Origin of the sequence: Streptomyces avidinii, assembly GCF_014650695.1 — a bacterium.
GTDB classification, from domain to species: Bacteria; Actinomycetota; Actinomycetes; order Streptomycetales; family Streptomycetaceae; genus Streptomyces; species Streptomyces avidinii.
In genome coordinates this window covers 551,377-577,012 of record NZ_BMVL01000004.1, presented here as the reverse complement: position 1 = coordinate 577,012, position 25,636 = coordinate 551,377, and the positions used below count along the sequence as shown (strand labels likewise).

26 protein-coding genes are annotated in these 25,636 nt (G+C 72.5%); 5 read left to right on the top strand and 21 right to left on the bottom strand.

Features of this window, described 5'->3' with window-relative positions:
* From IE257_RS38180 to IE257_RS13510, 16 genes are all read right to left on the bottom strand, one after another.
* A partial coding sequence (locus tag IE257_RS38180) for an aminotransferase class III-fold pyridoxal phosphate-dependent enzyme (protein WP_373301817.1) occupies positions 1–424 on the bottom strand: 424 nt, incomplete at its 3' end.
* The gene (gene hpnH / locus IE257_RS13580; RefSeq protein WP_189968184.1) at positions 421–1,452 is read right to left on the bottom strand and encodes an adenosyl-hopene transferase HpnH; all 1,032 of its coding nucleotides are present in this window, start codon (positions 1,450–1,452) and stop codon (positions 421–423) included. The genes IE257_RS38180 and hpnH, both read right to left, overlap by 4 nt.
* A 5-nt stretch (positions 1,453–1,457) precedes the next feature.
* A complete protein-coding gene (locus IE257_RS13575) occupies positions 1,458–2,132 on the bottom strand; it encodes a phosphorylase family protein (RefSeq protein WP_189968182.1) in 675 nt (224 codons plus the stop codon).
* Entirely contained in the window at positions 2,132–4,369 is a 2,238-nt protein-coding gene (gene shc, locus IE257_RS13570; protein WP_229920322.1) for a squalene--hopene cyclase, read from the bottom strand. Before shc ends, IE257_RS13575 begins: the two co-directional genes overlap by 1 nt.
* Positions 4,370–4,488: 119 nt before the next feature.
* Positions 4,489–5,664: a polyprenyl synthetase family protein gene (locus IE257_RS13565; protein ID WP_189968180.1), complete on the bottom strand. Its 1,176-nt coding sequence runs from the start codon at positions 5,662–5,664 to the stop codon at positions 4,489–4,491.
* Positions 5,661–7,040, bottom strand: coding sequence for a hydroxysqualene dehydroxylase HpnE (gene hpnE / locus IE257_RS13560; protein WP_189968177.1), 1,380 nt, complete (start codon positions 7,038–7,040; stop codon positions 5,661–5,663). Before hpnE ends, IE257_RS13565 begins: the two co-directional genes overlap by 4 nt.
* Positions 7,037–7,282 (bottom strand): hypothetical protein, encoded by a 246-nt coding sequence (locus IE257_RS13555; protein WP_189968175.1) that lies wholly within the window; start codon positions 7,280–7,282, stop codon positions 7,037–7,039. Before IE257_RS13555 ends, hpnE begins: the two co-directional genes overlap by 4 nt.
* Positions 7,282–8,244, bottom strand: coding sequence for a presqualene diphosphate synthase HpnD (hpnD, locus tag IE257_RS13550; RefSeq protein WP_189968173.1), 963 nt, complete (start codon positions 8,242–8,244; stop codon positions 7,282–7,284). The genes IE257_RS13555 and hpnD overlap by 1 nt, the downstream gene beginning before the upstream one ends.
* On the bottom strand, positions 8,241–9,125 hold the full coding sequence (gene hpnC / locus IE257_RS13545) for a squalene synthase HpnC (RefSeq protein ID WP_229920321.1): 885 nt from the start codon (positions 9,123–9,125) through the stop codon (positions 8,241–8,243). Before hpnC ends, hpnD begins: the two co-directional genes overlap by 4 nt.
* A 409-nt stretch (positions 9,126–9,534) precedes the next feature.
* Complete coding sequence (locus IE257_RS13540; protein ID WP_189968169.1) at positions 9,535–10,317, bottom strand: ABC transporter ATP-binding protein; 783 nt, start codon at positions 10,315–10,317, stop codon at positions 9,535–9,537.
* Positions 10,310–11,239 (bottom strand): ABC transporter permease, encoded by a 930-nt coding sequence (locus IE257_RS13535; RefSeq protein ID WP_189968167.1) that lies wholly within the window; start codon positions 11,237–11,239, stop codon positions 10,310–10,312. The genes IE257_RS13540 and IE257_RS13535 overlap by 8 nt, the downstream gene beginning before the upstream one ends.
* A gap of 94 nt (positions 11,240–11,333) precedes the next feature.
* Complete coding sequence (locus IE257_RS13530) at positions 11,334–12,179, bottom strand: glycosyltransferase family 2 protein (protein ID WP_245384837.1); 846 nt, start codon at positions 12,177–12,179, stop codon at positions 11,334–11,336.
* A gap of 35 nt (positions 12,180–12,214) precedes the next feature.
* Positions 12,215–12,994: a CDP-alcohol phosphatidyltransferase family protein gene (locus IE257_RS13525; protein WP_189968163.1), complete on the bottom strand. Its 780-nt coding sequence runs from the start codon at positions 12,992–12,994 to the stop codon at positions 12,215–12,217.
* Positions 12,972–14,033, bottom strand: coding sequence for an iron-containing alcohol dehydrogenase family protein (locus IE257_RS13520; protein WP_030385165.1), 1,062 nt, complete (start codon positions 14,031–14,033; stop codon positions 12,972–12,974). The genes IE257_RS13525 and IE257_RS13520 overlap by 23 nt, the downstream gene beginning before the upstream one ends.
* Positions 14,021–14,773, bottom strand: coding sequence for a phosphocholine cytidylyltransferase family protein (locus IE257_RS13515; RefSeq protein WP_189968161.1), 753 nt, complete (start codon positions 14,771–14,773; stop codon positions 14,021–14,023). Before IE257_RS13515 ends, IE257_RS13520 begins: the two co-directional genes overlap by 13 nt.
* On the bottom strand, positions 14,770–16,386 hold the full coding sequence (locus IE257_RS13510; protein WP_229920320.1) for a DUF5941 domain-containing protein: 1,617 nt from the start codon (positions 16,384–16,386) through the stop codon (positions 14,770–14,772). Before IE257_RS13510 ends, IE257_RS13515 begins: the two co-directional genes overlap by 4 nt.
* Here IE257_RS13510 and IE257_RS38175 point away from each other — a divergent pair.
* From IE257_RS38175 to idi, 3 genes are all read left to right on the top strand, one after another.
* Positions 16,381–16,524, top strand: a complete 144-nt coding sequence (locus IE257_RS38175; RefSeq protein ID WP_229920319.1) for a hypothetical protein — start codon at positions 16,381–16,383, stop codon at positions 16,522–16,524. The genes IE257_RS13510 and IE257_RS38175 overlap by 6 nt on opposite strands.
* 499 nt (positions 16,525–17,023) lie before the next feature.
* Positions 17,024–18,265 carry a bifunctional class I SAM-dependent methyltransferase/N-acetyltransferase gene (locus IE257_RS13505; protein WP_229920345.1) on the top strand — a complete coding sequence of 414 codons (1,242 nt, stop codon included), beginning with the start codon at positions 17,024–17,026 and terminating at the stop codon, positions 18,263–18,265.
* 154 nt (positions 18,266–18,419) lie between these two features.
* Complete coding sequence (gene idi / locus IE257_RS13500; protein WP_189968157.1) at positions 18,420–19,019, top strand: isopentenyl-diphosphate Delta-isomerase; 600 nt, start codon at positions 18,420–18,422, stop codon at positions 19,017–19,019.
* Between the two features lie 75 nt (positions 19,020–19,094).
* Here idi and IE257_RS13495 read toward each other — a convergent pair whose 3' ends face one another.
* Together IE257_RS13495 and IE257_RS13490 are read right to left on the bottom strand one after the other, a co-directional pair.
* Positions 19,095–19,589: an ATP-binding protein gene (locus tag IE257_RS13495; RefSeq protein ID WP_229920344.1), complete on the bottom strand. Its 495-nt coding sequence runs from the start codon at positions 19,587–19,589 to the stop codon at positions 19,095–19,097.
* Between the two features lie 130 nt (positions 19,590–19,719).
* Entirely contained in the window at positions 19,720–20,331 is a 612-nt protein-coding gene (locus IE257_RS13490; RefSeq protein ID WP_229920343.1) for an HdeD family acid-resistance protein, read from the bottom strand.
* A gap of 192 nt (positions 20,332–20,523) precedes the next feature.
* Here IE257_RS13490 and IE257_RS13485 point away from each other — a divergent pair, with 192 nt between their 5' ends.
* Entirely contained in the window at positions 20,524–21,312 is a 789-nt protein-coding gene (locus IE257_RS13485; RefSeq protein ID WP_189968151.1) for an enoyl-CoA hydratase/isomerase family protein, read from the top strand.
* A 10-nt stretch (positions 21,313–21,322) separates the two neighbouring features.
* On the opposite strand, the gene IE257_RS13480 is transcribed toward IE257_RS13485, so the two are convergent.
* Both IE257_RS13480 and IE257_RS13475 read right to left on the bottom strand, forming a co-directional pair.
* Complete coding sequence (locus IE257_RS13480; RefSeq protein WP_189968149.1) at positions 21,323–21,952, bottom strand: DJ-1/PfpI family protein; 630 nt, start codon at positions 21,950–21,952, stop codon at positions 21,323–21,325.
* A gap of 92 nt (positions 21,953–22,044) precedes the next feature.
* Positions 22,045–23,016, bottom strand: a complete 972-nt coding sequence (locus tag IE257_RS13475; RefSeq protein WP_189968147.1) for a GlxA family transcriptional regulator — start codon at positions 23,014–23,016, stop codon at positions 22,045–22,047.
* Positions 23,017–23,116: 100 nt separating this feature from the next.
* Here IE257_RS13475 and IE257_RS13470 point away from each other — a divergent pair, with 100 nt between their 5' ends.
* A complete protein-coding gene (locus IE257_RS13470) occupies positions 23,117–24,754 on the top strand; it encodes an ABC-F family ATP-binding cassette domain-containing protein (RefSeq protein WP_189968145.1) in 1,638 nt (545 codons plus the stop codon).
* 34 nt (positions 24,755–24,788) lie between these two features.
* Here IE257_RS13470 and IE257_RS13465 read toward each other — a convergent pair whose 3' ends face one another.
* Entirely contained in the window at positions 24,789–25,631 is an 843-nt protein-coding gene (locus IE257_RS13465) for an SDR family NAD(P)-dependent oxidoreductase (RefSeq protein WP_189968143.1), read from the bottom strand.
* Between the last annotated feature and the right edge of the window lie 5 nt (positions 25,632–25,636).

The window sequence follows — 25,636 nt, the reverse complement described above, 5'->3', positions numbered from 1 at the left end:
TCTCCACGGCCTCGGTGCCGCTGTTGCCGAAGAAGACCCGGTCCAGGTGCGGGCTGTACGAGAGCAGCTTCTCGGCCAGCAGTCCGGGCAGCGGCTGGCAGTCGAAACGGGTGAGGTCGGCGAGCTGGGCGTCCAGGACGTCGTGCAGGGCGCGGCGGACGACCGGGTGGTGCCGGCCCAGGCCCATCACCCCGAACCCGGCCAGCATGTCCAGGTAGTCGTTGCCCTCGGCGTCCCAGAAGTGGGCGCCCTCGGCCCGCTCGTAGACCTTGTCGAAGCCGATGGTGTGCAGCATCCGGGGCAGCTGGTGGTTGAGGTGCTTGGCATGCAGCTCGTAGCGTTCGGCGCCGCGCTCGGCCAGCAGGGCGCCGAGGTCGAAGCCCTTGCCCCGGCCGCCCCCTTCCTCCGGTGACCGCGCGGTCATGCCGACTTGTCCCGGTTGCTGGCGATCGTCTCCCGGGCCGCGCGCAGGGACTCCTTGAGGGAGCCCATGGTGGCGAGGACGGCGGTGGGCTCGTAGCCGCAGTGCGCCATGCAGTTCGCGCAGCGCGGGTCCTTTCCGCGGCCGTACTTGTCCCAGTCGGTGTCGTTGATGAGCTCGCGGTACGTCGGCACGTAGCCGTCGCTCATCAGATAGCAGGGGCGCTGCCACCCGAAGAGGGAGTAATTCGGAATGGCCCAGGCCGTGCAGGGGAAATCGGCCTTTCCTTCCAGGAAGTCCAGGAAGAGCGGGGAGTGGTTGAGCCGCCAGCGCCGCCGGTTGCCACCCGCGAAGGCCTTCCTGAAGAGTTCCCGGGTCTGCTCGACGCCCAGGAAGTGCTCCTGGTCGGGAGCCTTTTCGTAGGCATAGGCGGGCGAGATCATCATTTCGTCGACCTGGAGGTCGTCGTTGAGGTAGTTGAGCACCTCGATGATCGTCTGCGGGGTGTCGGTGTTGAAGAAGGTGGAGTTGGTGGTCACCCGGAAACCACGCCTCTTCGCCTCCTTGATGGCGGCGACCGCCTCGTCGAAGACGCCTTCCTTGGCCACCGACTCGTCGTGGCGCTCGCGCAGCCCGTCGATGTGCACGGCGAAGGCGAAGTACGGGGAAGGGGTGAACTTCTCGATCTTCTTGCGCAGCAGCATCGCGTTGGTGCAGAGGAACACGTACTTCCGGCGCGCCACCAACTGCCGGACGATCTCGTGGATCTGCGGGTGCATCAAGGGCTCGCCGCCCGCGATGGACACCATGGGCGCACCGGACTCCAGCACGGCGCCGACCGCCTGTGCGACCGGCATGCGCTGCTTGAGCACCCCGGCCGGGTGCTGGATCTTCCCGCACCCCTCACAGGCCAGGTTGCAGGCGTAGAGCGGTTCCAGTTCGACGATCAGCGGGAACTTCTCGCGCTTGCGGAGCTTCTGTTCGAGAAGATACGTCCCGACCCTGATGGACTGGCGCAGCGGCATGGCCATCTGGCTCACCTCCTGGGGAGCAGCAACGAACGGTGCCATTCATAAAACGCGGGCAGTACGGCACGCAGGACACGGAAGGCCGATATTCCCCCGCGAACCGTGCCGATACGGACGAGCTCGTGCTCCGGAGCGTCCACGATCACCCGGACGGCCGCAACCGGGCGGCCACCGCCCCGGGTGGCGGCCCACAGGGTGGCCGCGGACTCCATGTCGACCGCGATGGCGCCGGTGGCGCGCAGCTGCGCGCGCTCCTGGCCGCGGACGACGTGGTCGGATCCGGTCAGCGCGCCGGTGTGCACGGTCCGGCCCGGGGCGGCCCGGGCCAGTGCCTCGGCGAGCAGCGCGCTGCCGGTACAGGTGACGGTTCCCTGCGGGTCCCGGGTCTGCTCGGCGACGACCAGGTCACCGGGGTGCATACCGGGGACCAGCCCGGCGCAGAACCCGGTCGCGAGGACGGCGGCCCGGTCCATCTCCGGCCGGTCCAGTGCCCGCCCGACGGCCCGCTCGGCCGCGCTCGGGCCCATCCCGGTGCGCAGCAGGGTGTGCCCGGCCGCTCCGCGGCCCGACCCGCGCCCCGATCCGCCGCCGGCGCTGCGCAGCGCGGCCTGCTCGATGCGCAGCGCGCAGGCCACCAGCAGCGGGTCGGGTCCCGGGGCCCGGTCCCCGCCCGCGGCGGACATCACGCCTCCCCGGCCGGGGCGAACGGTTCCCCGTACAGGTAGCGGCCGAGCGCGGTGAGCGGGAACACCTGCCGGTACAGGTGGTAGTTGATGGAGAAGTCCCAGGGGAATCCGGTCCCGGTGAAGTATGGCTCGTCCCAGGTGCCGTCCTCCCGCTGGGTCTCCACCAGGTGGGCGATGCCGCGTTCGACGGCCTTGCCCTCGCGCTCGCCCGCGGACAGCAGGGCCATCAGCGCCCAGGCGGTCTGCGAGGCGGTCGAGGCGCCCTTCCCGGCCCAGGACGGGTCCTTGTAGGAGCGCTGGTCCTCGCCCCACCCACCGTCCTCGTTCTGTACGGACTCCAGCCAGCGCACGGCCCGCCGGATCGCGGGGTGCCCCGGGGCGATGCCCGCCGCGACGAGGGCCGGGACCACCGACCCCGTCCCGTAGACGTAGTTGGTGCCCCAACGGCCGAACCAGCCGCCGCTCGGCTCCTGTTCGGCGAGCAGCCAGGCGATGCCGCGCCGGGTCCGCGCATCGCCCGCCCGGCCCTCGAAGGCGAGCATCTCCACCACGTGGGCGGTGACGTCGGCCGAGGGCGGGTCGATGACCTCGCCGAAGTCGCAGAAGGGCAGCTTGTTCGGGAAGGGGCTGGTGTTGTCGGCGTCGAAGGCGCCCCACGCCCCGTTCCTGGACTGCATGCCGAGGTTCCAGGACACCCCGCGGGCGATGGCCGCCTCGACCCGGGCCGGATCGGGGTGCTTGATCCGGCGCAGGGCGAGGACCACCTCGGCGGTGTCGTCGATGTCGGGGTAGGTGTCGTTGTGGAACTCGAACGCCCAGCCGCCGGGGGCGAGCCCGGGCCGGCGCACCGCCCAGTCCCCGGTGCGGACGATCTCCTCGCCGAGCATCCAGTCGGCGGCCTTGACCAGCGCGGGGTGGTCGGGGCGCAGTCCCGCGTCGGCCAGGGCGATCGCGGCGAGGCAGGTGTCCCACACCGGGGACTGGCAGGCCTCGATCATCCGGGCGCCGTCCTCGCGCCACACCGCGAACCGGTCCAGGGACTCCAGTCCGGCGCGCATCACCGGATGCCGCAGGTCGTAACCGAGCAGGTGCAGGGCGATGACCGAGTACACGGCGGGCGGCTGGATCCCGCCCCAGCAGCCGTCGTTCTCCTGGCGTTCGATGATCCAGCGGCCGGCGCCGGCCATCGCCGCCTTGCGCAGTCGGCGCGGCGCGAACCGCCGGTAGATGTGCAGGGCCTTGTCCATCCGCTGGAAGGCGCCGTCCCAGCTGGTCAGCGGGGCGAGTCTGCCGACGGGATTGGGCACCCGGGCGTCGGCGTGCAGCTCGTCCAGGGCGAAGGGGGCCGGGCGGACCGGGCGCAGCGCGGAGACCACGGTGAGCGGCACGATGGTCTGGCGGGCCCAGCAGCCGAAGTCGTAGATGTTCAGGGGCACCCAGGGCGGCAGGAAGACCAGCTCGGGCGGGAGTTCGGGGAGGTGGTCCCAGTTCCACCAGCCGAAGAGGGCCAGCCAGATCCGGGTGAAGACGCGGGCGGCGGCGATCCCGCCGTGGGCGCGGATCCAGGCCGAGGCGCGGCTCATGTGGGGAGCGTCGGGCGCGTCCCCTGCCAGGCGCAGCGCGACGTAGGCCTCGACGGTGGCGGACAGTTCGGGCGGTCCGCCGTGGAAGGTGGCCCAGGTGCCGTCCTCCCGCTGCTCGCCCCGGATGAAGAGGGCGGCGGCGCGGGTGGTGGCCTCGTCCCGGATGCCGAGGAACTGCCGCAGCAGCAGGTCCTCCGCGTCCATGGTGACGTTGGTCTCCAGGTCGCCCTTCCACCAGCCCTCGGGGTCCTGGCGCTCCAGCAGGTTCCTGGTGGCGCGCGCGGCGGCCTCGTACGCCCCCGGCCGGACGCCGTCCGGGGGCCGGCGCAGGTCGGCGCTCGCCCGCCCGGTGGTCCGGGTCGTGTCGCGGCCCGCTCCGGAGGGCGCCGGGGCGGCCGTGCGCCCGGTGGCCGGGCCCGCCCCGCGGCGCAGCGGGCGCCCCAGCAGGCCGGTCGGCCCGCCCGGTGGTCCGTACTCGCCGCGCGGTCCGCCCATGCCGGACCGGGCCGGCGCCGCCGGGGGCGGTGCCGGTGCCGGGGGCCCGGCGGCCAGGCCGGCGCTGCGGCCCGGCGGGCCGGGCGGCGGAGCGCCCGGGGTGGTTTCGCTGCCAGCGCCAGCGCCCTCGGCGCTGCCGTCGGTCGTCGCTGTCATGGCTTCCCCTTAGAACAGTGTCCTGTGCTGTGCTGGGGTCTGCCGTCGGCCGTGCGCGCCACGCTCAGGTGGCGGCGCCGGCCGGCGACTCGCGATTCATATCCGCTGTCGGGTGGCGATCACCTCTTGCGCACGACGACGAAGTCCGCGAGGGCCACGAGCTGGTCGCGCACGCGCTGCGGCATGTCGACGTCGTCCAGGGCCCGGATCGCGACGGCGTGCTGGCGGCGTGCCTCGTCGGCGGTCCACTGGCGGCCGCCGGCCGCCTCGATGAGGGCCGCGCGGGCGGCGAACTCCTCCTCCGAGAAGTTCTCGAAGTCGCTGCTCTTGGCGTCGGCGGCGAGCAGTTCGGCGAGCTGCTCGGACGCCTCGCCGCCGGCCGCGAGGGCGGCGACGACGGGCAGGGACTTCTTGCGCTGGCGCAGGTCGCTCCAGGTCTGCTTGCCGGTCGCCTCGGGGTCGCCCCAGATGCCGAGCAGGTCGTCGACGGCCTGGAAGGCGAGCCCGAGGTGGTAGCCGTACTCCTCCAGCTTGTCGGCGGTACGGTCGTCCGCGCCGCCGAGGACGGCGCCGATGGAGACCGCGCAGGCGAGCAGGGCGCCGGTCTTGTTGCCCTCCATCTCCAGGCATTCCTCGACGCTGACGCGCTCGCGGTGCTCGTAGGAGATGTCCTGGGCCTGGCCGTCGATGAGCTTGCGGCTGGCGGTGGTCAGCCTGCGGGTCGCACGGCCGGCCTCCACGGTGCCGAGCTCCAGCAGCACCTCGTTGGCGAGGGCGAACAGGGCGTCGCCGACGAGGATCGCGAGGGCCGGGCCGTGCACCTTCCACACCGTGTCGCGGTGGCGGCGCTGCTCGTCGCCGTCCATCAGGTCGTCGTGCAGCAGCGAGAAGTTGTGTACGAGCTCGACCGCGACGGCGCCGGGGATGCCGACCTCGGCCGCCGCGCCCGCGGCCTCCGCGGAGAGCAGTGCGAGCGCGGGGCGAACGGCCTTGCCGCCGTCGCCGTCCGCCACGTTGCCCTGGGCGTCGATCCAGCCGAAGTGGTAGGCGGCGACGGTGTCCATGGGCGCCGCGAGCCGGTCGACGGCGGCGCGGAGCGCGGGGGTCGACAGCGTACGGCCGCGTTCCAGGAGAGCGATCGTGTCCGCCTTCTCCACGCCCCCTCCGGCTGTGCCCACACTGGCATCCGTGTTCTCGACAGCCGGATTCCCCGGGTTCACTGGCTCTCCTCTTGTTCCTGTACGTGCTGTGCTCGTGGTGCTGGTGGTGCCGGTGCTACTGATGGTGCTCGTCATGCCGCCTCCTGCAGAGGGTGTTCGCGGTGGCGGCCGAGCGCGGCGAGTGCGGCGTGCGCCGCGCTCAGTCCGCTCCGGACGGCGCTCTCCATGGTCGCGGGCCAGCCCGTGGCAGTCCACGCACCGGCGAGGTAGAGCCCCGGCGTGTCGGTCCGCGCCCCGGGGCGCAGCCGGCCGACGCCGGGGGTGGGGGCGAAGGTGGCCGTCCGCTCCCGGGTGACGAAGAAGTCCCGTACCTTGGCGCCGCGCGCGGCGGGCAGCAGCCGCTCCAGCTCGGGCAGGTACTTGGCGCGCAGGACGGAGACGGGTTCGTCGATGTCGTCCTGGGCGACGGACTGGGAGAGCGCCAGGTACTGGCCGCCGTCGGGCAGTCCGGAGGACTCGGTGCGGTCGAAGACCCACTGCACCGGGGAGCCGAGGGCGGCGAAGAAGGGTTGCTTGAGCACCTTGCGGTCGTAGACCACGTGGACGTTGAGGATGGGCGCGGTGCCGATGTCCAGGAGCTTGTCGGGGTCGGGGAGGGCGCCGGCGGGCAGCAGTGCGTGGGCCTCGCGCTGCGGGACGGCGAGGACCACGGAACCCGCCTCCAGGCACTCTTCCTCGGTGTCGATCCGCCACGCCCCTTCGGGCATGCGGGAGATGCCGGTGACGCGGGTGCGCAGTTCGGTCCGTACGCCGGCCGCGTCGAGCGCCTTGCGGGTGAGGGTGTCGTGCAGTTCGCCCAGCGGGACCCGGGCCCAGCCGATGTCGGCGGCGCCGTTCTCGGAGAGCAGGCCGGTCTTGAAGACCATGGCGGCCAGGCCCAGCGAGGACTGCTCGGCGGTGGCGTTGAGCGTGGCGATGCCGACCAGGTCCCACAGGGCCTCGATCGTGCGGGCCGACTGGCCGTAGCGGCCGAGCCAGGTCGCGAAGTCCAGGCCGTCCAGCGCCGGGTCGGTGGGGTCCAGCCGGCGCAGCGCGAGGGCGGCGCGGCCGACGCTCAGTCGCTCGGCGATGGAGAGGTGCGGGTAGCGGGCGAGCGATCCGGCCAGGTGCAGGGGCACGGGCAGGCCGCTGCGGCGCAGCCGGCCCAGTCGCGGGCCGCCGGGGTGGGCGACGTCCAGGACGGGGACGTCGAGCCGGTCCTGCAGGGGGGCGAGGGCCGCGCCGTCGACGCGGTCGAGGAACCACCGGTAGGCGGTGCAGCAGCGCAGATAGACGTGCTGGCCGTTGTCGACGTCGAGGTCGCCGCGCTTGAAGGAGAAGGCGAGGCCGCCGAGCCGGGGGCGGCCCTCCATCAGGGTGACGCGCATCCCTGCGTCGGCGAGTTCGAGGGCGGTGGTGACCCCGGCGAGTCCGCCGCCCACGACGACCGCGTGCTGCTCGATGCCGGTCATGCGTGCTCCCCCGTGCTGCGGTGGCCCTCCGGGCCGGACGGTCGGTCGTCGGTGGGCCGGGCCGCCGGGCGTACGGCGGCCCGGCCCTCGTGGTCGCAGTCCGCCGGAAGAGACGCGCCCGCCGCCGAAGTGGTTGCCCGGGCGCCGTCCCTGCCGGGACGCCCCACCGGGCGCAGGCGCAGGTGCGTGCGCGCCGCGGCCGGACCGGCTGCGGCCGCCGGGAGCCGGGTGATCGCGGTCATCAGCCTCGCCTCCGCGTGTTCTGGCGGGAGACGGTCCGCGCATCGAGGCCGGACAGGCCGCGCACCGCGACGTACGCCTTCTCGTGCGGCGGCAGCGACACGCGGCCCCGCAGCACCGCCTCGGGCTCGCGCTCGATACGGTCCAGCAGCCGCCGGTAGATGCCGGCCATGGCGGCCACGCAGGCACCGCTGCGCCGGTCGAGCATCGGCAGCAGCCGGTAGCCCTCGGCGAACAGGGCCCGGGCACGGCGGACTTCGTGGTGGACGAGCCCGGCGAAGTCGGCGCCGGCGGGCATCCGGTCGCTGCGGAAGCCTTCCGAGCAGCCGAACTTGGCGAGGTCCTCGGCGGGCAGGTAGGTACGCCCGTTGGCCGCGTCCTCGCGAACGTCCCGCAGGATGTTGGTGAGTTGCAGGGCGAGACCGAGGGTGTCGGCGTACTCCGCGGCGCGCGCGGAGTCGGATGCCCCGAGGGCGGAGCCGTTCACCGTGCCGAACACGCCGAGCGAGAGCCGCCCGATGGCCCCGGCCACGCAGCGGCAGTAGGTCCTGAGGTCGTCCCAGGTCTCGTAGGTCTCGCCGCGGACGTCCATCAGGACCCCGTCGATGAGTTCGTCGAGGCCGCCGAGCGGGATGGGGAAGCGGCGCGCGGCATGCGCGAGGGCGACCGCGACCGGGTCGGTGTCGTCCTCGTCGATCTCCTCGGCCCGGATCCGCCCGAGCACGGCGCGGGTCTCCTCGAGCCGGGCGAACTTGGCCTCGGGGGCCAGCGTGCCGTCACCGATGTCGTCGACCCGCCGCGAGAAGGCGTACAGCGCGGACATCGCCTGCCGCTTGTCGTTCGGCAGCAGCCGGATGCCGTAGGCGAAGTTGCGTGCCTGGGAACCGGTGACGGCCTCGCAGTAGCTGTAGGCGGCCTGGACCGGTGCGGACACGTGTGTGGGGCCCTCCACGGTCGGGCTCACCCCTTTCTCGGCGCTGTGCGCAGGACGGCGGCCACCTCGCGGAGCAGGCCGCTCTTGGTGGGCTTGGGCGGGCCGGGGAGGACGTCGAAACCGGCGGCGGTGACGGCTCGCAGGGCCGCACGCCCCCCTCCCACGAAGCCCGCGAGCAGCAGCCGGAGTCTGCCGTGGACGCTACCCACGAGCGGGGTGCCTTCATTCAGCAGCTCGCGTGCGCGATCGCTTTCGAATGCGATCAGGGCGCGTACGGACGCGCCGGCGGTCGGGGCCGCGAGCTCCGCCTCGGCCACGTGGAAGCGGCGCATGTCCTCGGCGGGCAGGTAGATGCGGTCGCGGCCGAGGTCCTCGGCGACGTCCTGGATGTGCTCGACGATCTGCAGGGCCGTGCAGACGGCGTCGGAGCGGCGGATCCGTTCGGGGGTGCTGGTGCCGGTGAGGGAGAGCACGAGGCGGCCGACCGGGTTCGCGGACAACTCGCAGTAGCCGACCAGGTCCGCGTACGTCCCGTAGCGCGCGACGTGCTGGTCCTGGCGGTTGGCCTCGATGAGCCCGAGGAACGGCTCGGGGGTCAGGCCGTGGGCGCGCACGACGGGCCGGAGGGCGAGCAGCAGCGGGTGGCGGGGCGGGCCGGAGTCGGCGCCGAACACGCGCATCAGGTCGGCCTCGAGGGCGTCGAGCATGGCGAGCCGGTCGTCGACGGCGGCGGGGTCGAGACCGAGGAGGACGGCGTCGCGGCCGCCGGGGGCGAGGTCGCCGTCACCGATGTCGTCGACGAGGCGGGCGTACCCGTAGACGGCCGTCAGCCCGTCGCGCCAGGCACGGGGCAGGAAGACGGGGGCGACGGGGAAGTTCTCCGCCGTCGCCTTGTCGAGTGTGGCGTTCACGTGGACCGTGTCGGACAGGGGCCGGATGCCGTGCCCCGGGGTCACCGCCCGCCGCCCGGGGCGGGGACGGCCGTTGTGCCTGGGGGCCGGAGAATTCCCGTAGCCATTGCCGTCACATCTCCCGTTCTACACTGCCGACCCATTACATCCTATTTCGGACACGCCGCCCGGGGATTCCCCGGGCTGCCCCAGAGCCCTTCACCTGCGGGGAATCGTCCCCTCTTGCCGTGATTGAGGACCGCCTCAGCTTACGCTGTAGAACGTCGCGGAGCCCTCCCGGGTATTCGCTCCGCCACCGAATGTCGCCGCGAAATGCGAGAGCACGATTGAGGCCCCCGCCGCGCTGAGCGGCGGGGGCCTTCGGGTGAAGCGGAAAAGCGCCGGAAGAGGGCGCCGCGCGACCCGGAGGTCAGCCGTTGGTGGCCTTCTCGTATGCCGAGACGACTTCCTCGGTGGGCCCGTCCATCAGGAGCTCACCCTTCTCCAGCCACAGCACCCGGTCACAGGTGTCACGGATGGACTTGTTGTTGTGGCTCACCAGGAAGACCGTGCCGGCCTTCTGCCGCAGTTCGCGGATCCGGTCCTCGGAACGCACCTGGAAGCTGCGGTCACCGGTGGCCAGTGCCTCGTCGATCATCAGAACGTCGTGGTCCTTGGCCGCCGCGATGGAGAAGCGCAGGCGCGCCGCCATACCGGAGGAATAGGTGCGCATCGGCAGGGAGATGAAGTCGCCCTTCTCGTTGATGCCCGAGAAGTCGACGATGCTCTGGTAACGCTGCTTGATCTGCTCGCGGCTCATACCCATCGCGAGACCGCCGAGAACGATGTTCCGCTCGCCGGTGAGGTCGTTCATCAGGGCCGCGTTGACACCCAGCAGCGAGGGCTGGCCGTCGGTGTAGACCTTGCCCTCCTCGCAGGGCAGCAGGCCCGCGATGGCGCGCAGCAGGGTGGACTTGCCGGAGCCGTTGGAGCCGATGAGGCCGATGGCTTCGCCGCGGTAGGCCGTGAAGGAGACCCCGCGCACGGCGTGGACCCGCCGGACGCCCGGGGCGTCGCCCTTCTTCCGGCGCATTATCTTGCTGAGCGCGGCGGTGGCCGCGCCCTTGCCCGCGCTGCCGGTGTTGACCCGGTAGACGATGTGGACGCCGTCCGCGATCACGGTGGGGACGCGCCCCCGGTTGTTGTCAGCCACGGCCGTAACGCTCCTCAGACTTCCAGAAGTACACGAAGCCGCCGATGCCGATCACCACGGCCCAGCCCACCGCGAAGGCCCACACGTGGGGAGGCAGGTTGCTGCTGCCGTAGTCGTCGATCAGCGCGAACCGGATGAGGTCCATGTAGATCGCGACCGGGTTCCACAGCAGCACGTCGCTGATCCACTGCGGCTGGTCCTCCAGGTAGATCCCGATCGGGAACATGACGCCGGAGGCGTACATCCAGGTACGCATCACGAAGGGCATCAGCTGCGCCAGGTCGGGGGTCTTGGAACCCATCCGCGCGAAGATCATGGCGAGGCCGGTGTTGAAGACGAACTGGAGCGCCAGGGTCGGGATGACCAGCAGCCAGGCGAGCCGCGGGTAGTTGCCGAAGGCGATGGCGATCACGAAGACGACGATCATCGAGTACAGCAGCTGCTGGAGCTGCTGGAGCGAGAAGGAGACCGGCAGCGAGGCGCGCGGGAAGTGCAGCGCGCGCACCAGGCCGAGGTTCCCGGAGATCGCCCGGACGCCCGCCATCACCGAGCTCTGGGTGAAGGTGAAGACGAAGATGCCCATCATCAGGAACGGGACGTAGACGCCCTTGGGCATCTCCCGGCCCGCACCGAGGATCAGGCCGAAGATCAGCCAGTAGACGGCCGCGTTCAGCAGCGGGGTCGCCACCTGCCAGACCTGGCCGAGCTTCGCCTGGCTGTACTGCGCGACCAGCTTGGCCCTGGAGAAGGCCATGATGAAGTGGCGCCGGCCCCAGAGCTGCCGTACGTACTCGCCCAGGCGGGGCCGGGCGCCGCTGACCGAGAGTCCGTACTTCCTGGCGAGCTCCGCGGGGCTCAGCCCCGCGTCGTCGGACGGCGGCCTGCTCGTGGCGAGGGCGCCGTCGTGGGTTGTGTCACTCACAAGTTGAAACTTTCGTCTTCAAGATGCGGCCAGGTGGGCATCAGGCTGGTGGCTCGAGGCCCGTGATCGCGTCATGTTCCCAGACGCGGGCTGGTCAGATGACAGGAGGTCGGCCCAGCCGGGTCAACCGCCAGACCGTACGCCACCTCATCGGGCGGCGGGGTCCGCAGGGAGTGGTCCATCCCTCCCGGAAACCGCCGAACCAGGCCTTCAGCGCGGGCACCGACGGCCTGCGTACGAGCGTCAGCAGGAGCCAGACGCCCAGGTAGACCGGGACCAGCGGGGCGGGCAGGTTGCGGCGGGCGAGCCACACCCGGTTACGAGCCACCATACGGTGGTAGACCGCGTGCCGGGAGGGGGCAGTGGTCGGGTGCAGCAGCACCATGTCCGCCCGGTAGTCGATCAGCCACCCTGCGTCGAGTGCCCGCCAGGCCAGATCGGTCTCCTCGTGCGCGTAGAAGAACTCCCCCGGCAAGGCCCCGACCTGCTCGAACACCGTGGTGCGGACGGCGTTGGCGCCGCCCAGGAAGGTGGTCACCCGGGAGGAGCGCATCGGGTCGGAGGCGCGCAGGCGCGGCACGTGCCGGCGCTGGGTCACACCGGTGTCGGGATCGGCGATCCGGAAGCTGATGATCCCCAGCCCGGGGTCCTCGGTGAAGGCCTGCCGGCACAGCTCGGCGGTGTCGGTGCGCTCCAGCAGACCGTCGTCGTCCAGGAAGAGCAGCACGTCCACGTCGCGGCCGCCGGGGCCGAAGGCCTCGATGCCGACGTTGCGCCCGCCCGGGATGCCCAGGTTCTCGGGCAGGTCGATGCTGCGGACGCCCTCGGGCAGGCCGGTGACCTGCACGCCCTGGCCCACGACGACCACCTCGACGGGGGCGCCGTCCTGGCGGGCCACCGAGTCGAGGAGCGCCTTGAGCTCGTCGGGCCGGTTGCCCATGGTGATGATCACGGCGCCCAGCCGCAGCGGGGCGCTCACTTGAGCCTGCTGGAGGCGAGGATGGACACCAGGTGCAGCACGGTCTGGAGCATCGCGATGCCGGCCAGTACGGCGACCCCGACGCGGGACCAGTACAGGTCGCCCTGCATCTGGTCCACGACGGCCAGCACCAGGATGAGCAGCGAGGCCTCGATGCCCAGGATCAGGCGGTGGAACTTGAGCGCGGCGGCGGCGCGGCGGGCGAAGGCCATGCCCTTCGCGCGCGGCTCGGCGGCCGCGTCCTTGACCACGGGCTTGCCGGCCTGGTGGCGGGCGACGCCGACCAGGTCGGTCTCGGCCTTGATCAGGATGGCGCCGAGTGCGGCCAGGGTGCCCAGGAAGGCCCACAGCCAGTCGGCGCCCCCGGGGCCCCACAGGTCGGCGGCGCGCAGGCCGAAGCCCACGAGGACCGCGGCGTCGCACAGGTAGGCGCCGACCCGGTCCAGGTAGACCCCGGAGAGCGAGAACTGCTTCTTCCAGCGGGCGACCTCGCCGTCGACGCAGTCGAGCAGCAGGTACATCTGGACCGCGACCACGCCGAGGACGGCGCCCAGGATGCCCGGCACCAGCAGGGCCGGGAGGGCCAGGACGCCGGCGAGGGTCATCAGGTAGGTCAGCTGGTTCGGCGTGACCTTGGTGGTGACCAGGACGCGGGTGATGCGCAGGGAGATCTCGCGCATGTAGAGGCGCCCGCCCCAGTGCTCGCCGCTGACCCGGTCCTTCACGCCCGCGGGGTGGACGACCGGCCTCAGTTCAGCTACGGATGGTCTTGACATAGTCGGCGTAAGCGTCCCTGATCTCGGCGGCGGACAGGTTGAGGTGCTCCAGGATCGTGAAGCGTCCCGGGCGGGTCTGGGGGGCGTACTCGACGGCCGCGACGAACTCGTCGACGCTGAAGCCGATCTCCTCGGGCCCGACCGGCAGGCCGTGCCGGCGCAGTACCTCGACGAAGAGGCCCGACTGCTCGGCGGCCCCGCGCAGGTGCATCGCGAAGGCGGCGCCGATGCCGACCTGCTCGCCGTGGAGCGCGGAGCGTCCCGGGTGGAGCAGGTCGAAGGCGTGGCTGATCTCGTGGCAGGCGCCGGACGACGGGCGGGAGTCCCCGCTGATCGACATGGCGATGCCGGAGAGCACCAGCGCCTCGGAGAGCACGGTGAGGAACTCGTCGTCGCCGCACCCGCCGGGGTGGCGCAGTACGGACTCGCCGGCGGTACGGGCCATGGCGGCGGCCAGGCCGTCGACGGGCTCGCCGGTGATCTTGTGCGAGAGCTCCCAGTCGGCGATCGCCGAGATGTTGGAGATCGCGTCACCGATGCCGGCGCGGATGAACCGGACCGGCGCTTCCTTGATCACGTCGAGGTCGATCACCATGGCGATCGGCGTGGGCACGCCGTAGGAACCGCGGCCGTTGTCGTTGTCCAGGATGGACACGGGCGAGCAGATGCCGTCGTGCGAGAGGTTGGTGGCGACGGCCACCATGGGCAGCCCGACCCGCGCCGCGGCGTACTTGGCCACGTCGATGATCTTGCCACCGCCCAGGCCCACGACGGCGTCGTAGCGGCGGCCCTTTATGTCGTCGGCGAGCTTGACCGCGGAGTCGATGGTGCCGTCGACGACCGCGTACCAGTCCGCGTGCGGCAGAACGGGCTCCAGCTTGGCGCGCAGCGCCACGCCGGAGCCTCCACTGATCGCGATGGCCAGCTTGCCGGAGGCGGAGATCCGCTGGTCGGCCAGGAGGCCGGCCAGGTCGTCCATCGCCCCGCGACTGATGTCGACGACGACGGGCGAGGGGATGAGCCTCGTCAGTACTGGCATGCGATCGTCCGGCCCTTGGCGAGGTCGTCGTGGTTGTCGATCTCGACCCACTTGACGTCACCGATGGGGGCCACGTCGATGGTGAAGCCGTCGTTGACGAGCTGCTGGTAGCCGTCCTCGTAGTAGAGGTCGGGGTCGCGCTCGAAGGTGGTCTTCAGGGCCTCGGCCAGCTGCTCGGCGGCCTCGGGCTCGATGAGGGTGACACCGATGTACTCGCCGGTGGCGTCGGCGGGGTCCATCAGCTTGGTGATCTTCTGGACGCCCTTCCCATCGGCCGTGACGACCTTCATCTCCTCGTCGGCCAGGTTCTTGACCGTGTCGAGGGCGAGGATGATCTTCTGGCCGTTGCCGCGGGCGGCGAGCAGGGTGCGCTCGACCGAGACCGGGTGGACGGTGTCGCCGTTGGCGAGGATCACGCCCTGCTTGAGGACGTCACGCGCGCACCACAGGGAGTAGGCGTTGTTCCACTCCTCGGCCTTGTCGTTGTCGATCAGCGTGATCTTGACGCCGTACTTGGCCTCCAGGGCCTCGCGGCGGGCGTACACGGCTTCCTTGCGGTAACCGACGACGATGGCGACCTCGGTGAGGCCGACCTCGGCGAAGTTGCCCAGCGTCAGGTCGAGGACCGTCAGGCTCTCCTCGTCACCCTCGGGGCCGACCGGCACGAGCGCCTTGGGCAGGGTGTCGGTGTAGGGACGCAGACGGCGTCCGGCACCGGCAGCGAGTACAAGGCCGATCATGCTGGTTCTCCTTCGTCATGTACGGCGGGTGCTCCGGAGGAGACCCAGAATCGGATGCTCTCCACGAGCACCACGAGTGCCACGAACACGGCCATGACCGTGAGCGCGACGGGGAAGTCCGCTTCGCGCGTTACGAGGACGGCCGCCAGGGCCGTGATCAGCAGGACCCGGCCTTCGTGGCCGCCGATCGTCCGCACCAGCCAGTGCGGGGGCGCGCCGGTGCCACCGCGAATGCGGTACACCGTGTCGTAGTGATGGTAGGCGACCGCCGCGATCAGGCCGAATGCCGCCGGGAGGGCCCCGGGGACGTCCGCCTTCACGGCGAGCGCGAGGACCGTGACGTACTCGGCGGCCCGGAACAGCGGCGGGATCAGCCAGTCCAGGGCGCCCTTGAGGGGCGCGGCGACGGCGAGGCCGGCCGTCATGACATAGATCACCGCGACGGCGATCAGCCGCGGGTCGCCGAACGGCAGGAACACGGCGCCCGCGATCATCACCAGCGTGCCGAGCGCCGCCCCGTACACGGAGCCGAAGGACCCGGCGCGGCCGCGCAGCAGGCGGGCCTGGAGCTCGGCGAGCGGGCCGGAGTCGGCCAGGTCTGCCAGTGCCCGGGCCGCCCGGTCGGTGCGGGTGGCCCGGCGCGTCAGGGAGCGCAGGACCCGCCCGGCGGTGGTGTAGAGCGCGCCGAAGGCGCAGCCGACGAGCAGGGCGTAGAAGACGATCCGGGGGGTGGTGAAGGCGGTCAGGACCGCGATCATCGCCCAGCGCTCACCGATCGGAAGGATGATCATCCGGCGGAGCCACACGGTCCAGCCGACGCTGTCGAGCCGGTCGGAGAGGGCGGCCGTGGGGCTCGTGTTGGCGGTGGCGTCGTGGTTGGCCTCGTTGAAGGAGAAGTCCACGACATGCCGGCAGGTCATGAGGATCATGGAGCCGACGGCCAGGGCCCATACGTCGTCGCCGTTCCTGGCCGCGCCGAGCGCGAGGCCCGCGTAGAAGGAGTACTCCTTCGCGCGGTCGAAGGTGGCGTCGAGCCAGGCGCCCATCGTCGAGTACTGGAGCGAGTAGCGGGCGAGCTGCCCGTCGGTGCAGTCCAGTACGAAGGAGACGAGGAGCAGCACGCCGGCCGCCACGTAGCCCCAGCGTTCGCCGGTGGCCGCGCAGCCGGCCGCGATCAGCGCGGTGATCAGCGAGGCGGTGGTGACCTGGTTCGGGGTCAGGCCGCGGCGCGCGCACCAGCGGGCGATGTAGCGCGAGTACGGGCTGATGCAGAAGGTGGTGAAGAAGCCGTCGCGGGACTTCACTGCGGTCCGCAGGCGTACGGCTTCGTCGTCGACGGCGGCGACGGCGGCGGTCGCCGCGTCCCGCTCCGCCGGGCCGGCGGGGACGGCGGCGACGAGCGTGCCCAGTTCGGGGCGCTGCACGGTGGTTCCGGCGGCCTCGACCGCGGCGGCGAGCCGGTCCGGGTACGGGCCGGCGCCGCCGGGTTCCGCGACGGCGACGGCGGCGGCCTTGTCGAGGGCTTCGCGGGCGCCGGCCCGGACGGCGAGGGCGCCGGTGACGGCGCAGGCGTCGAAGCGCGGGTCGGTCAGCGCGAGGCGCAGTGCGTGCACGTGCCCGACGAAGGCGCTGTCCACGACGGCCACGCGCTGGTCGGCGGGTACGCCGGCCAGTGCGGCGGCGGCGTCCTGGGGACCGGCCGCCGGGCGGACGTCGAAGCCGAGGGAGCGCAGCTCGTCAGCGAGCGGTGATCCGGGGACCGGCAGGCCGGTGAGGATGACGGTCGGCAGACGAACTCACTCCTTGTAACGAATTCCGAACGCGCGCCTGAGGGGGCGGCGGCACGTCGGCAGAGGCTATCGGATGAATGGAAGCAGGGGTTCACCACCCGTTTACGCCCCGATAAGCCGAATATTCGGGCTCCGGGCCGGGTTCCGATCATCATTGACGATCACGGCGCGGTACCACAAACGGCCCGGATGTTACGGTGGACACGCCCCTGATCGTGTCGAGTGGAAAGAGGTGGGTTGATGACCGTCGTAGTGGTCGCGGCCATGCGCAGCGAACTCCGGTGCATCTCCCCCTCCTCCCGGGCATCCGGCCGGTCCTGACCCCACAGCTGGGCCGCGTCGGCCGGAGCCCCCGTTCCAAGGGTTCACGTTGACCGACAGCACTACTTCCGACGACCGCTTCGACGACTCCTGCGAGGATTCGGGCGGCGTCGACGATTTCACGCACGCCTTCTTCGCCCTGCACCACGGCCTGCCCCGGCAGGCTCCGGGCTCCGACGCGAGCACCCGCCACCTGCTGTCCCTGTGCGGACCGCTGCCCGAGCGGCCGCGCGTCCTCGACCTGGGCTGCGGTCCGGGCCGCAGCGCCCTGCTGCTCGCCGCCGAGGCGGGCGCGGACGGGGCCGTGGTGACCGCCGTCGACCTGCACGCCCCCTTCCTCGACGAGCTCCGGACGGCCGCCGCGGCCGGTGGTCTCGCCGACCGCGTCCGTACCGTCGAGGCGGACATGGGCGCACTCACCGGCGAGGACTTCGAGGACGGTTCCTTCGACCTCGTCTGGGCGGAGGGCTCCGCCTACGTCCTCGGCTTCGACGCCGCGCTCGCGCGGTGGAAGCGGCTGCTCGCCCCGGGCGGCACCCTCGTCCTGACCGAGTGCCAGTGGTCGGTGCCCGAGCCGTCCGCCGGCGCCCGCGCCTTCTGGGACCCGCACTACGCGCTGCGCACCACCGCCGGCAACCTCGCGGCCGCCCAGGCGGCGGGGTACCGGGTGCTCGGCCTGCACCACCTGCCCGACTCCGACTGGGCCGAGTACTACGGCCCGCTCGCCGAGCGGGTCCGCGCCCGGTCCGGGGCCGGGAGCCGCGCGATGGCCGCGGCGCTGGCCGCGACCCGCGAGGAGCTCGACGTACGGGCCCGTCACGGGCACGAGTACGGGTACACGGGATACGTGCTGCGCCCGGTGAGCGCCGGGGACGGCGAGGCCTGGCCCGCCCGCCCGGAGACCGCGGCCGACACGGCCGCGGTACGGGCGGTCAACCTGGCGGCGTTCGAGACCCCGCTGGAGGCGGACCTCGTGGACGCGCTGCGCACGGACGGCGCCTGGCTGCCCGGGCTGTCGTACGTGGCCGAGGCTCCGGACGGGTCGGTCGCGGCGCACGCCCTGCTGACCCGGTGCGAGGTCGGCGGCGCCCCGGCGCTCGCCCTCGCCCCGGTGGCGACGGACCCGGCGCTGCAGCGCTCGGGCGCGGGCAGCTCGGTCGTACGGGCCCTGCTGGCGGCGGCACGGGAGAGCGGGGAGTCGCTGGTCCTGGTCCTGGGGCACCCGGAGTACTACCCGCGCTTCGGTTTCGTACCGGCGTCGCACTTCGGGATCCGGGCGCCCTTCGAGGTACCGGACGAGGCGATGATGGCGCTGGTGCTGGACGATTCCGTTCCGGTGCCGGCGGGCACGATCGCGTACCCGGCCCCGTTCGGGGTCTGACGCCTGCGCGGCGTCAGGTGATGCCGCACACGATGTGATCCGCCCCCCGTCGCCTAGCACGCGACGGGGGGCGAACATGCGTGGATCTCCGAAGTGGGGACAAGCCGCTTTTGTACGGCAGACTGAAGGCCGAAGTCCGAAGCGAAGGATGGGTATGCCGACCACACCAGCCACCGCCGCGAGCAGCGCGTCCAACGGCACCGGTACTCAAGAACCGATCATGCTCGAACTGGTCGACGAGTCCGGCAACACCATCGGCACGGCGGAGAAGCTCTCCGCCCATCAGGCGCCCGGCCAGCTGCACCGGGCGTTCTCCGTGTTCCTCTTCGACGAGCAGGGCCGTCTGCTGCTCCAGCAGCGGGCCCTCGGGAAGTACCACTCCCCCGGCGTCTGGTCGAACACCTGTTGCGGTCACCCCTATCCGGGGGAGTCGCCGTTCGCGGCCGCGGCCCGGCGGACCCACGAGGAGCTGGGGCTGTCGCCCTCGCTGCTCGCGCAGGCGGGAACGGTGCGCTACAACCACCCGGACCCCTCATCGGGTCTCGTGGAGCAGGAGTTCAATCACCTGTTCGTGGGACTCGCGCAGGCTGCCGTGCACCCGGATCCGGAGGAGGTCGAGGCCACCGCCTTCGTCTCCGCCGAGGAGCTGGCCAAGCGGCACGCCGAAGTACCGTTCTCGGCCTGGTTCATGACCGTACTGGACGCAGCGCGGCCCGCGATCCGCGAGCTGACCGGCGACGCGGCGGGCTGGTAGCCCGTACGCCCCGGGCGCCGTCCCGCTGCGCGGCCCTGCCGCCTCGTCGACCGACCGCCGACCGCCGACCGCCGCTCAGCCTGCGGTCGGCGGGGCGGCGAGCGGGAGGGCCGCCCAGATCACCTTGCCGCCGGTCGAGGTGTGCTCGACGTCGCAGACCCCGCCGGCCTCCAGGGTGACCTCCCGGACCAGGAGCAGTCCCCGGCCGCCGGTCTGGCCGAAGTCGGCCTCCAGCGCCTTGGGGCGGTAGGGGTGGTTGTCCTCGACGGCCACCCGTACCCACTCGCGGCCGATCGCGACCTCGACCGCGACCTCCGGCGAGAGCAGGGCGGCGTGCCGGACCGAGTTCGTCACCAGTTCGGAGACGATCAGGAGCAGGGAGTACACCAGGTCCTGGTGGGCCGGCACCCCCTGGCGCCCGAGCAGGTCCCGGACCGCGCGGCGGGCCTGCGGAACGGATTCTTCAACCGCGGGCGCGGTGAACCTCCACACTCCCTCGTAGGCGAGGGGGTCGGCCGGAGCCTCCGCCTCACCCTCCTTGGCTGGCGGGATGCTCCCGCTGACGTCCATCTTCCGTCCCCCGTCTTCACGCTCGATCGTCTCCACGCGACAAGAGTGGGGAACGGGCTGGTCCGGACCGGACTGCTGACCAGAAGTCAGCGCCTATAGGACACTTTCTGACCACTGGCGTATGACAGAGTCAGTTGTTCGACTGTTCCTGATCTTCTGCCGGACGCTTCCCGGCCGTCTCACCCGGCCCGCCCGCCGCACCGCCCGCCGCTGCCGCCTCCGCCGGGGCACCGTCCTCCCTGACCAAGCCCAGGATGCGCCGGGACCCCATGCCCATGGCGACCAGGCTCAGCCCGTCGAACAGCAGGGCGAGGGAGAAGAAGGTTCCGATCACGTACAGACTGTTGCCGGGCCAGCCGGAGAGGATCAGGAACCCCAACAGGATCCCGAAGGCCCCCTGGACGACCGCGAGTGCGAAGTGGGACCCCCGCACCACCAGCGCCCCCACCAGCCGGAACACTCCACCCGTGAGGAAGAGCAGCGCGGCGAACATGGTCAGCGCCTCGGCGCTCGCCTCTGGACGGCGCAGGATCACGAAGCCCGCCGCGAGGTTCATCGCGGCGACGACGACGGCGAGCCAGAAGTAGTTGCTCCGGCGCGCCTGCACGGCCAGCAGCAGGCCCACCACACCGCCGATCAGCAGCAGCCAGCCGAAGAGGAACATCGAGGTGAGGGTGGCCAGGCCCGTGTAGACGAGGCCGACCAGGCCCGCCAGCACCAGCAGCACCCCGAGCGCCGTCATCAGCGCGAAACTGCGGCCGAGCTGCTTCTTCTCGCGCTGCGGTTCCGGACCCCCGACCCCGGCCCCGGCCCCCGTACGGTCTGCGCGGTCTGCGCGGTCTGCGCGGTCTGCGCCCATGGACGTGCCACCTCCTCGCACCCCCGACGGACTCCCTTGATCATAGGTATGACCGCCCGGGATAGCATCCGGCGCATGGACGCAGCCCAGGACGCAACCCTCCTGCACACGGTCGCCGACGGGGTGGCCACCGTCGTCATCTCGCACCCCGCGAAGCGCAACGCGATGACCGCCGCCATGTGGCGGGCGCTCCCGGAGCTGCTGGCCGGCCTGGCGGACGACCCTGCGGTACGGACGCTCGTGCTGACCGGGGCCGGAGCGACCTTCTGCGCGGGCGCCGACATCTCCTCCCTGACCAGGGGCACCGGGAACACCGGCAACGCCGGGGACTCCGGGGCCGATGACCCGCGGGAACTCGCCGTGGCGGCCGAGGAGGCCCTGGCCGCCTTCCCGAAGCCGACGCTCGCGGCGGTCCGCGGCTTCTGCGTGGGCGGCGGCAGCCAGCTGGCGGCGGCCTGCGACCTCCGCTTCGCCGAGGAGGGCGCCTCCTTCGGAGTGACCCCGTCCAGGCTGGGCATCGTCTACCCCGCGTCCTCCACCCGCCGGCTGGCGGGCCTGGTCGGCCCGGCGTGGGCCAAGTACCTCCTCTTCTCCGCCGAGCTGATCGGCGCGGAGACGGCGCTGCGCGCCGGGTTCCTGAACGAGCTGCTGCCGGCCGGCCAACTGGACAAGCGGGTCGCCGAGTTCACCCGGATCCTGGCTTCGCGCTCGCAGCTGACGCAGGCGGCGGCCAAGGAGTTCGCCGACGGCCGGACCGACCGGGACGCGTACTGGGCGGACCGGGCCGCCGGGAGCGAGGACACCGCGGAGGGGGTCGCCGCGTTCCTGGAACGCCGGGCCCCGCGCTTCACGTGGACCCCGTGACGGCCGGCCGTCAGCCGGGCGTCCCGTTCCCCCGCAGCATCTCGACGAGAGCGGCCGGGGCCTTGTCGGGCGAGCCCGCGTCGTACGGCGGCTGGGGGTCGTACTCGGTCATCAGCTGCACGGCCCGGGCGAAGTCGTCGCCTGCGATCCGGCCGAGCAGGGTGAGCCCCATGTCGATCCCGGAGGACACCCCCGCGGCGGTCACGTACTTGCCGTCGAACACCACGCGCTCGCCGGTCGGCTCGACGCCGAGCTTCGCGAGCCGGTCCAGGTACAGCCAGTGGCTGGTGGCCCGCCGGCCGTCGAGCAGCCCCGCGGCGGCCAGCAGCAGGGATCCGGTGCACACCGAGGTCGTCCAGGTGGTCGTGGCGTCGACCGTGCGCAGCCAGTCCAGGACCACGGGATTGGCCATCTCCCGCTCGGGATGCGGCCCACCGGGAACGATGACGATGTCGGGCCGGGTGACCTCGTCGAGCCCCTTGTCCGTGACGAGCGCGAGCGCCCCGTTGTCGGTCCGTACGGGCCCCGGCCGCTCGGAGACGAAGACGACCTCGGCGTCGGGCAGCCGGCCGAGGGTGTCGAAGGGCCCCACGGCGTCGAGGGCGGTGAAGTGGTCGTAGAGAAGTACGGCGATCTGCATGGCTCCTCCGGAGCGATGGTCGGAACACGGCTCCGCCCGCTGGGGGCGGTTCATTCTTCTCCTGGCGCTTCTCCTGGCGCCGGGGCCGGCCCTCAGGGGAGGGACGTGCCGAAACGGCGGCGGTACTCGGCGGGCGGCTGGCCGAGGGTCCGCACGAAGGCCCGGCGCAGCGCCTCCGGGTTCCCGTACCCGCAGGCCCGGGCGATCTGTGCGATCCCTTCCCCGCTCTCCTCCAGCAGCCGCCGCGCGTGGTCCACCCGGACCCGTTCGACGTACCTGCCGGGCGTGACCCCGGTCTCCGCCCGGAAGGCCCGGGCGAAGTGCCGCGGCGACAGCCGGGCCCGGGCGGCGAGGTGCTCGACGCCCAGGTTCTCCCCCGGGTGCTCGGTGATCCACTGCTGCACGTCCCGCAGCGGGTCCCGCCGGGCGGTCTGGGCGGCCAGTTGCGCGCTGAACTGCGCCTGGTTGCCGGGCCGGCGCAGGAACACCACCAGGTGCCGGGCGATCGTCAGGGCGACGTCCTGCCCGTGGTCCTCCTCCACCAGCGCCAGGGCGAGGTCGATCCCCGCCGTGACCCCGGCCGAGGTGGCCACCGGCCCGTCCCGTACGTAGATCGGGTCCGGCTCGACGGCGACGGCCGGGTAGTCCCGCGCCATGCGCTCGCAGGCGTACCAGTGCGTCGTCGCCCGCCGCCCGTCCAGCAGCCCCGCCTCGGCCAGCAGCAGACCTCCCGTGCACACCGAGACCAGCCGCTCCGCGCCACCCCCGTGGGTGCGGAGCCAGTCGGTCAGCCTGGGCTCGAAATCCGCCGTGAACCGTCCCCCGGGCACGAGCACCGTGGTCCCCGGTCCCGGCCGGGCGCTCTCCAGATCCCCGTCCGGCACCAGCGTCAGCCCGCTGCCGGTGCGGACGGGCGCTCCTGCGGGAGCGACCGTCCGGATCGCGTACCCGGCCCGCCCCGGAAAGCGGGCGAGCGCGGCGAAGACCTCCACCGGCCCGGTCACGTCCAGACTCTGGACCCCGTCGTAGAGGAGGACGAGCACGTTGCGCGGCGATGACCCCATGGCTTCATGGTGTTCCGCCGCCGCGGTGGCCGCAATGACGGGCTTCCCACCTATCCGGCCACGCGGGGCCCTGTCCGCGCGCGGATAGGATCGGCCCATCATGACTGCAACCCTCGTCGCCAAGAAGCTCACCGCCGCGCACGGTGAGCGCACCCTCTTCGCCGATCTCGACCTCGTCGTCGCGCCCGGCGACGTCATCGGCCTCGTCGGCGTGAACGGCGCCGGGAAGTCCACCCTGCTGCGGCTGCTCGCCGGGCTGGACGCCCCCGAGACCGGGGAGCTGCGGCTGTCCCCGCCCGGCGCCGCCGTCGGGCACCTGCCGCAGGAGCCGGAGCGCCGGCCGGACGAGTCCGTCCGGGAGTTCCTGGCCCGCCGTACGGGGGTCGCGGCCGCCCAGGCCGAGCTCGACGCGGCGACGCAGGGCCTGGTGGACGGGACGCCGGGCGCGGACGACGCGTACGCGACCGCGCTGGACCAGTGGCTGAACCTCGGCGGCGCCGACCTCGACGAGCGGGCCCAGGAGGTCGCGGACGACCTCGGTCTCGCGGTCGGGCTCGACCTGCCGATGACCGCGCTCTCCGGCGGCCAGGCGGCCCGCGCCGGCCTGGCCTCGCTCCTCCTGTCCCGCTACGACGTCTTCCTGCTCGACGAGCCCACCAACGACCTGGACCTGGACGGCCTGGAACGGCTGGAACGGTTCGTCAAGGGGCTGCGAGCCGGCACGGTCGTGATCAGCCACGACCGCGAGTTCCTCACCCGGACGGTCACCAAGGTCCTCGAACTCGACCTCGCCCAGCAGCAGATCAACCTCTACGGCGGCGGCTACGACTCCTACCTGGAGGAGCGCGAGCGCGCCCGCAACCACGCCCGCGAGGAGTTCGACGAGTACGCGGGCAAGAGGTCCGCTCTCGAAGGCCGGGCCCAGATGCAGCGCAACTGGATGGACAAGGGCGTGCGCAACGCCCGCCGCAAGGCCTCCGACAACGACAAGATCGGCAAGAACCTGCGGGGCGAGTCGAGCGAGAAGCAGGCCGCCAAGGCCCGCCAGACGCAGCGCGCGATCGAGCGGCTGGAGGTCGTGGACGAGCCCCGCAAGGAGTGGGAGCTGCGCATGGAGATCGCGGCGGCCCCGCGATCCGGCGCGGTGGTGGCCACCCTGCGCGAGGCGGCCGTCCGGCGCGGGGACTTCTCCTTCGGCCCGGCCAGCCTGCAGATCGACTGGGCGGACCGGGTGGCGATCACCGGGGCCAACGGCGCCGGCAAGTCCACCCTCCTCGCCGTGCTGCTGGGCCGGGTGACCCCGGACTCCGGCTCCGCCACCCTCGGCTCCGGCGTCCTGGTCGGCGAGGTGGACCAGGCGCGCGGCCTGTTCCTCGGCGACGAACCGCTGCTCGAAGCCTTCTGCGCGGCGGTCCCCGAGACCGAGCCGGCCGAGGTCCGCACCCTGCTGGCCAAGTTCGGCCTCAAGGCGGCCCACGTCCTGCGCCCGGCGGCCACCCTCTCCCCGGGCGAGCGCACCCGGGCCGCGCTGGCCCTGCTCCAGGGCCGCGGGGTGAACCTGCTGGTCCTGGACGAGCCCACCAACCACCTCGATCTCCCGGCGATCGAGCAGCTGGAAGCCGCACTCGACGCCTACGAGGGCACCCTCCTGCTGGTCACCCACGACCGCCGCATGCTGGACGCGGTGCATGTGACCCGCCGCCTGGAGGTCTCCGGAGGCAAGGTCACCGAGCTCTAGGGGGTGTCCTGCCGGGCCGCGGGCCGGGGACCACTCAGTCCGTCCGGTCCGCCGGGGGCCGGCGTCTGCGGGCCATCTTCCGGGCGACGAAGGTGCGCGGCAGGTGCCGGGCGGCGAGGGCGTAGGCGCGGTAGCGGCGGCCGGTGATGCTGACCGGGCGGCGCAGGGCAAGGTCCTTCAGCGCCTGCGCGACCACGGCTTCCGGTTCCAGCCACACCGCGTCGCGCAGCGCGCTGACGTCCATCCCGGCGCGCTCCTGGAACTCGGTGCGGGTGAAGCCGGGGACCACCGCCAGCACCCGGACCCCGTACGGCGCCATGTCCACCCGCAGCGACTCGCTGAAGGCGGTGATCCAGGCCTTGGCGGCCCCGTAGGTCCCGGTCGGCAGGAGTCCGGCCACCGAGGAGACGTTGAGGACGGCGCCCCGACGGCGGGTGCGCAGGCCCGGCAGCACGGCGTGGGTGAGCCGGAGCGGGGCCTTGACCAGCAGGTCGAGCATCCGCTCCTCGTCCTCGACCGGGCTGTACGGGAAGTGCGCGGGCAGCCCGAAGCCCGCGTTGTTGACCAGGATGTCCACGGGCCGGGCCGGGTCGGCGAGCCGTGCGGCGACGGCGGCGCAGTCCGCCGCGTCGAGCAGGTCGGCGGGCAGCACCTCGGACGCGGCGCCGTACTCCCGGGCCAGTTCGGCGGCGACGGCGTCGAGCCGGTCCTTGTCGCGGGCGACGAGGACCAGGTCGCAGCCCTTGGCCGCGAAGCCCCGGGCGAAGGCCGCGCCCAGTCCGGCGCTGGCCCCGGTGATCAGTACGGTGGTCGCCGCCGCGGTCGTCGGGTCCGTCGTCGGGTCTGTGGTCCGGTCTGTGGTCCGGTCGGTCGTCAAAGCGG

What these genes read in the sequence shown, in the direction of transcription:
- hpnH (WP_189968184.1), bottom strand. Translation starts at nt 1,452, where the DNA reads ATGGCCATGCCGCTGCGCCAGTCCATCAGGGTCGGGACGTATCTTCTC.
- IE257_RS13575 (WP_189968182.1), bottom strand. Translation starts at nt 2,132, where the DNA reads ATGTCCGCCGCGGGCGGGGACCGGGCCCCGGGACCCGACCCGCTGCTG.
- shc (WP_229920322.1), bottom strand. Translation starts at nt 4,369, where the DNA reads ATGACAGCGACGACCGACGGCAGCGCCGAGGGCGCTGGCGCTGGCAGC.
- IE257_RS13565 (WP_189968180.1), bottom strand. Translation starts at nt 5,664, where the DNA reads ATGACGAGCACCATCAGTAGCACCGGCACCACCAGCACCACGAGCACA.
- hpnE (WP_189968177.1), bottom strand. Translation starts at nt 7,040, where the DNA reads ATGACCGGCATCGAGCAGCACGCGGTCGTCGTGGGCGGCGGACTCGCC.
- IE257_RS13555 (WP_189968175.1), bottom strand. Translation starts at nt 7,282, where the DNA reads ATGACCGCGATCACCCGGCTCCCGGCGGCCGCAGCCGGTCCGGCCGCG.
- IE257_RS13530 (WP_245384837.1), bottom strand. Translation starts at nt 12,179, where the DNA reads ATGGGCAACCGGCCCGACGAGCTCAAGGCGCTCCTCGACTCGGTGGCC.
- IE257_RS13525 (WP_189968163.1), bottom strand. Translation starts at nt 12,994, where the DNA reads ATGTCAAGACCATCCGTAGCTGAACTGAGGCCGGTCGTCCACCCCGCG.
- IE257_RS13520 (WP_030385165.1), bottom strand. Translation starts at nt 14,033, where the DNA reads ATGCCAGTACTGACGAGGCTCATCCCCTCGCCCGTCGTCGTCGACATC.
- IE257_RS13515 (WP_189968161.1), bottom strand. Translation starts at nt 14,773, where the DNA reads ATGATCGGCCTTGTACTCGCTGCCGGTGCCGGACGCCGTCTGCGTCCC.
- idi (WP_189968157.1), top strand. Translation starts at nt 18,420, where the DNA reads ATGCCGACCACACCAGCCACCGCCGCGAGCAGCGCGTCCAACGGCACC.
- IE257_RS13495 (WP_229920344.1), bottom strand. Translation starts at nt 19,589, where the DNA reads ATGGACGTCAGCGGGAGCATCCCGCCAGCCAAGGAGGGTGAGGCGGAG.
- IE257_RS13490 (WP_229920343.1), bottom strand. Translation starts at nt 20,331, where the DNA reads ATGACGGCGCTCGGGGTGCTGCTGGTGCTGGCGGGCCTGGTCGGCCTC.
- IE257_RS13485 (WP_189968151.1), top strand. Translation starts at nt 20,524, where the DNA reads ATGGACGCAGCCCAGGACGCAACCCTCCTGCACACGGTCGCCGACGGG.
- IE257_RS13480 (WP_189968149.1), bottom strand. Translation starts at nt 21,952, where the DNA reads ATGCAGATCGCCGTACTTCTCTACGACCACTTCACCGCCCTCGACGCC.
- IE257_RS13475 (WP_189968147.1), bottom strand. Translation starts at nt 23,016, where the DNA reads ATGGGGTCATCGCCGCGCAACGTGCTCGTCCTCCTCTACGACGGGGTC.
- IE257_RS13470 (WP_189968145.1), top strand. Translation starts at nt 23,117, where the DNA reads ATGACTGCAACCCTCGTCGCCAAGAAGCTCACCGCCGCGCACGGTGAG.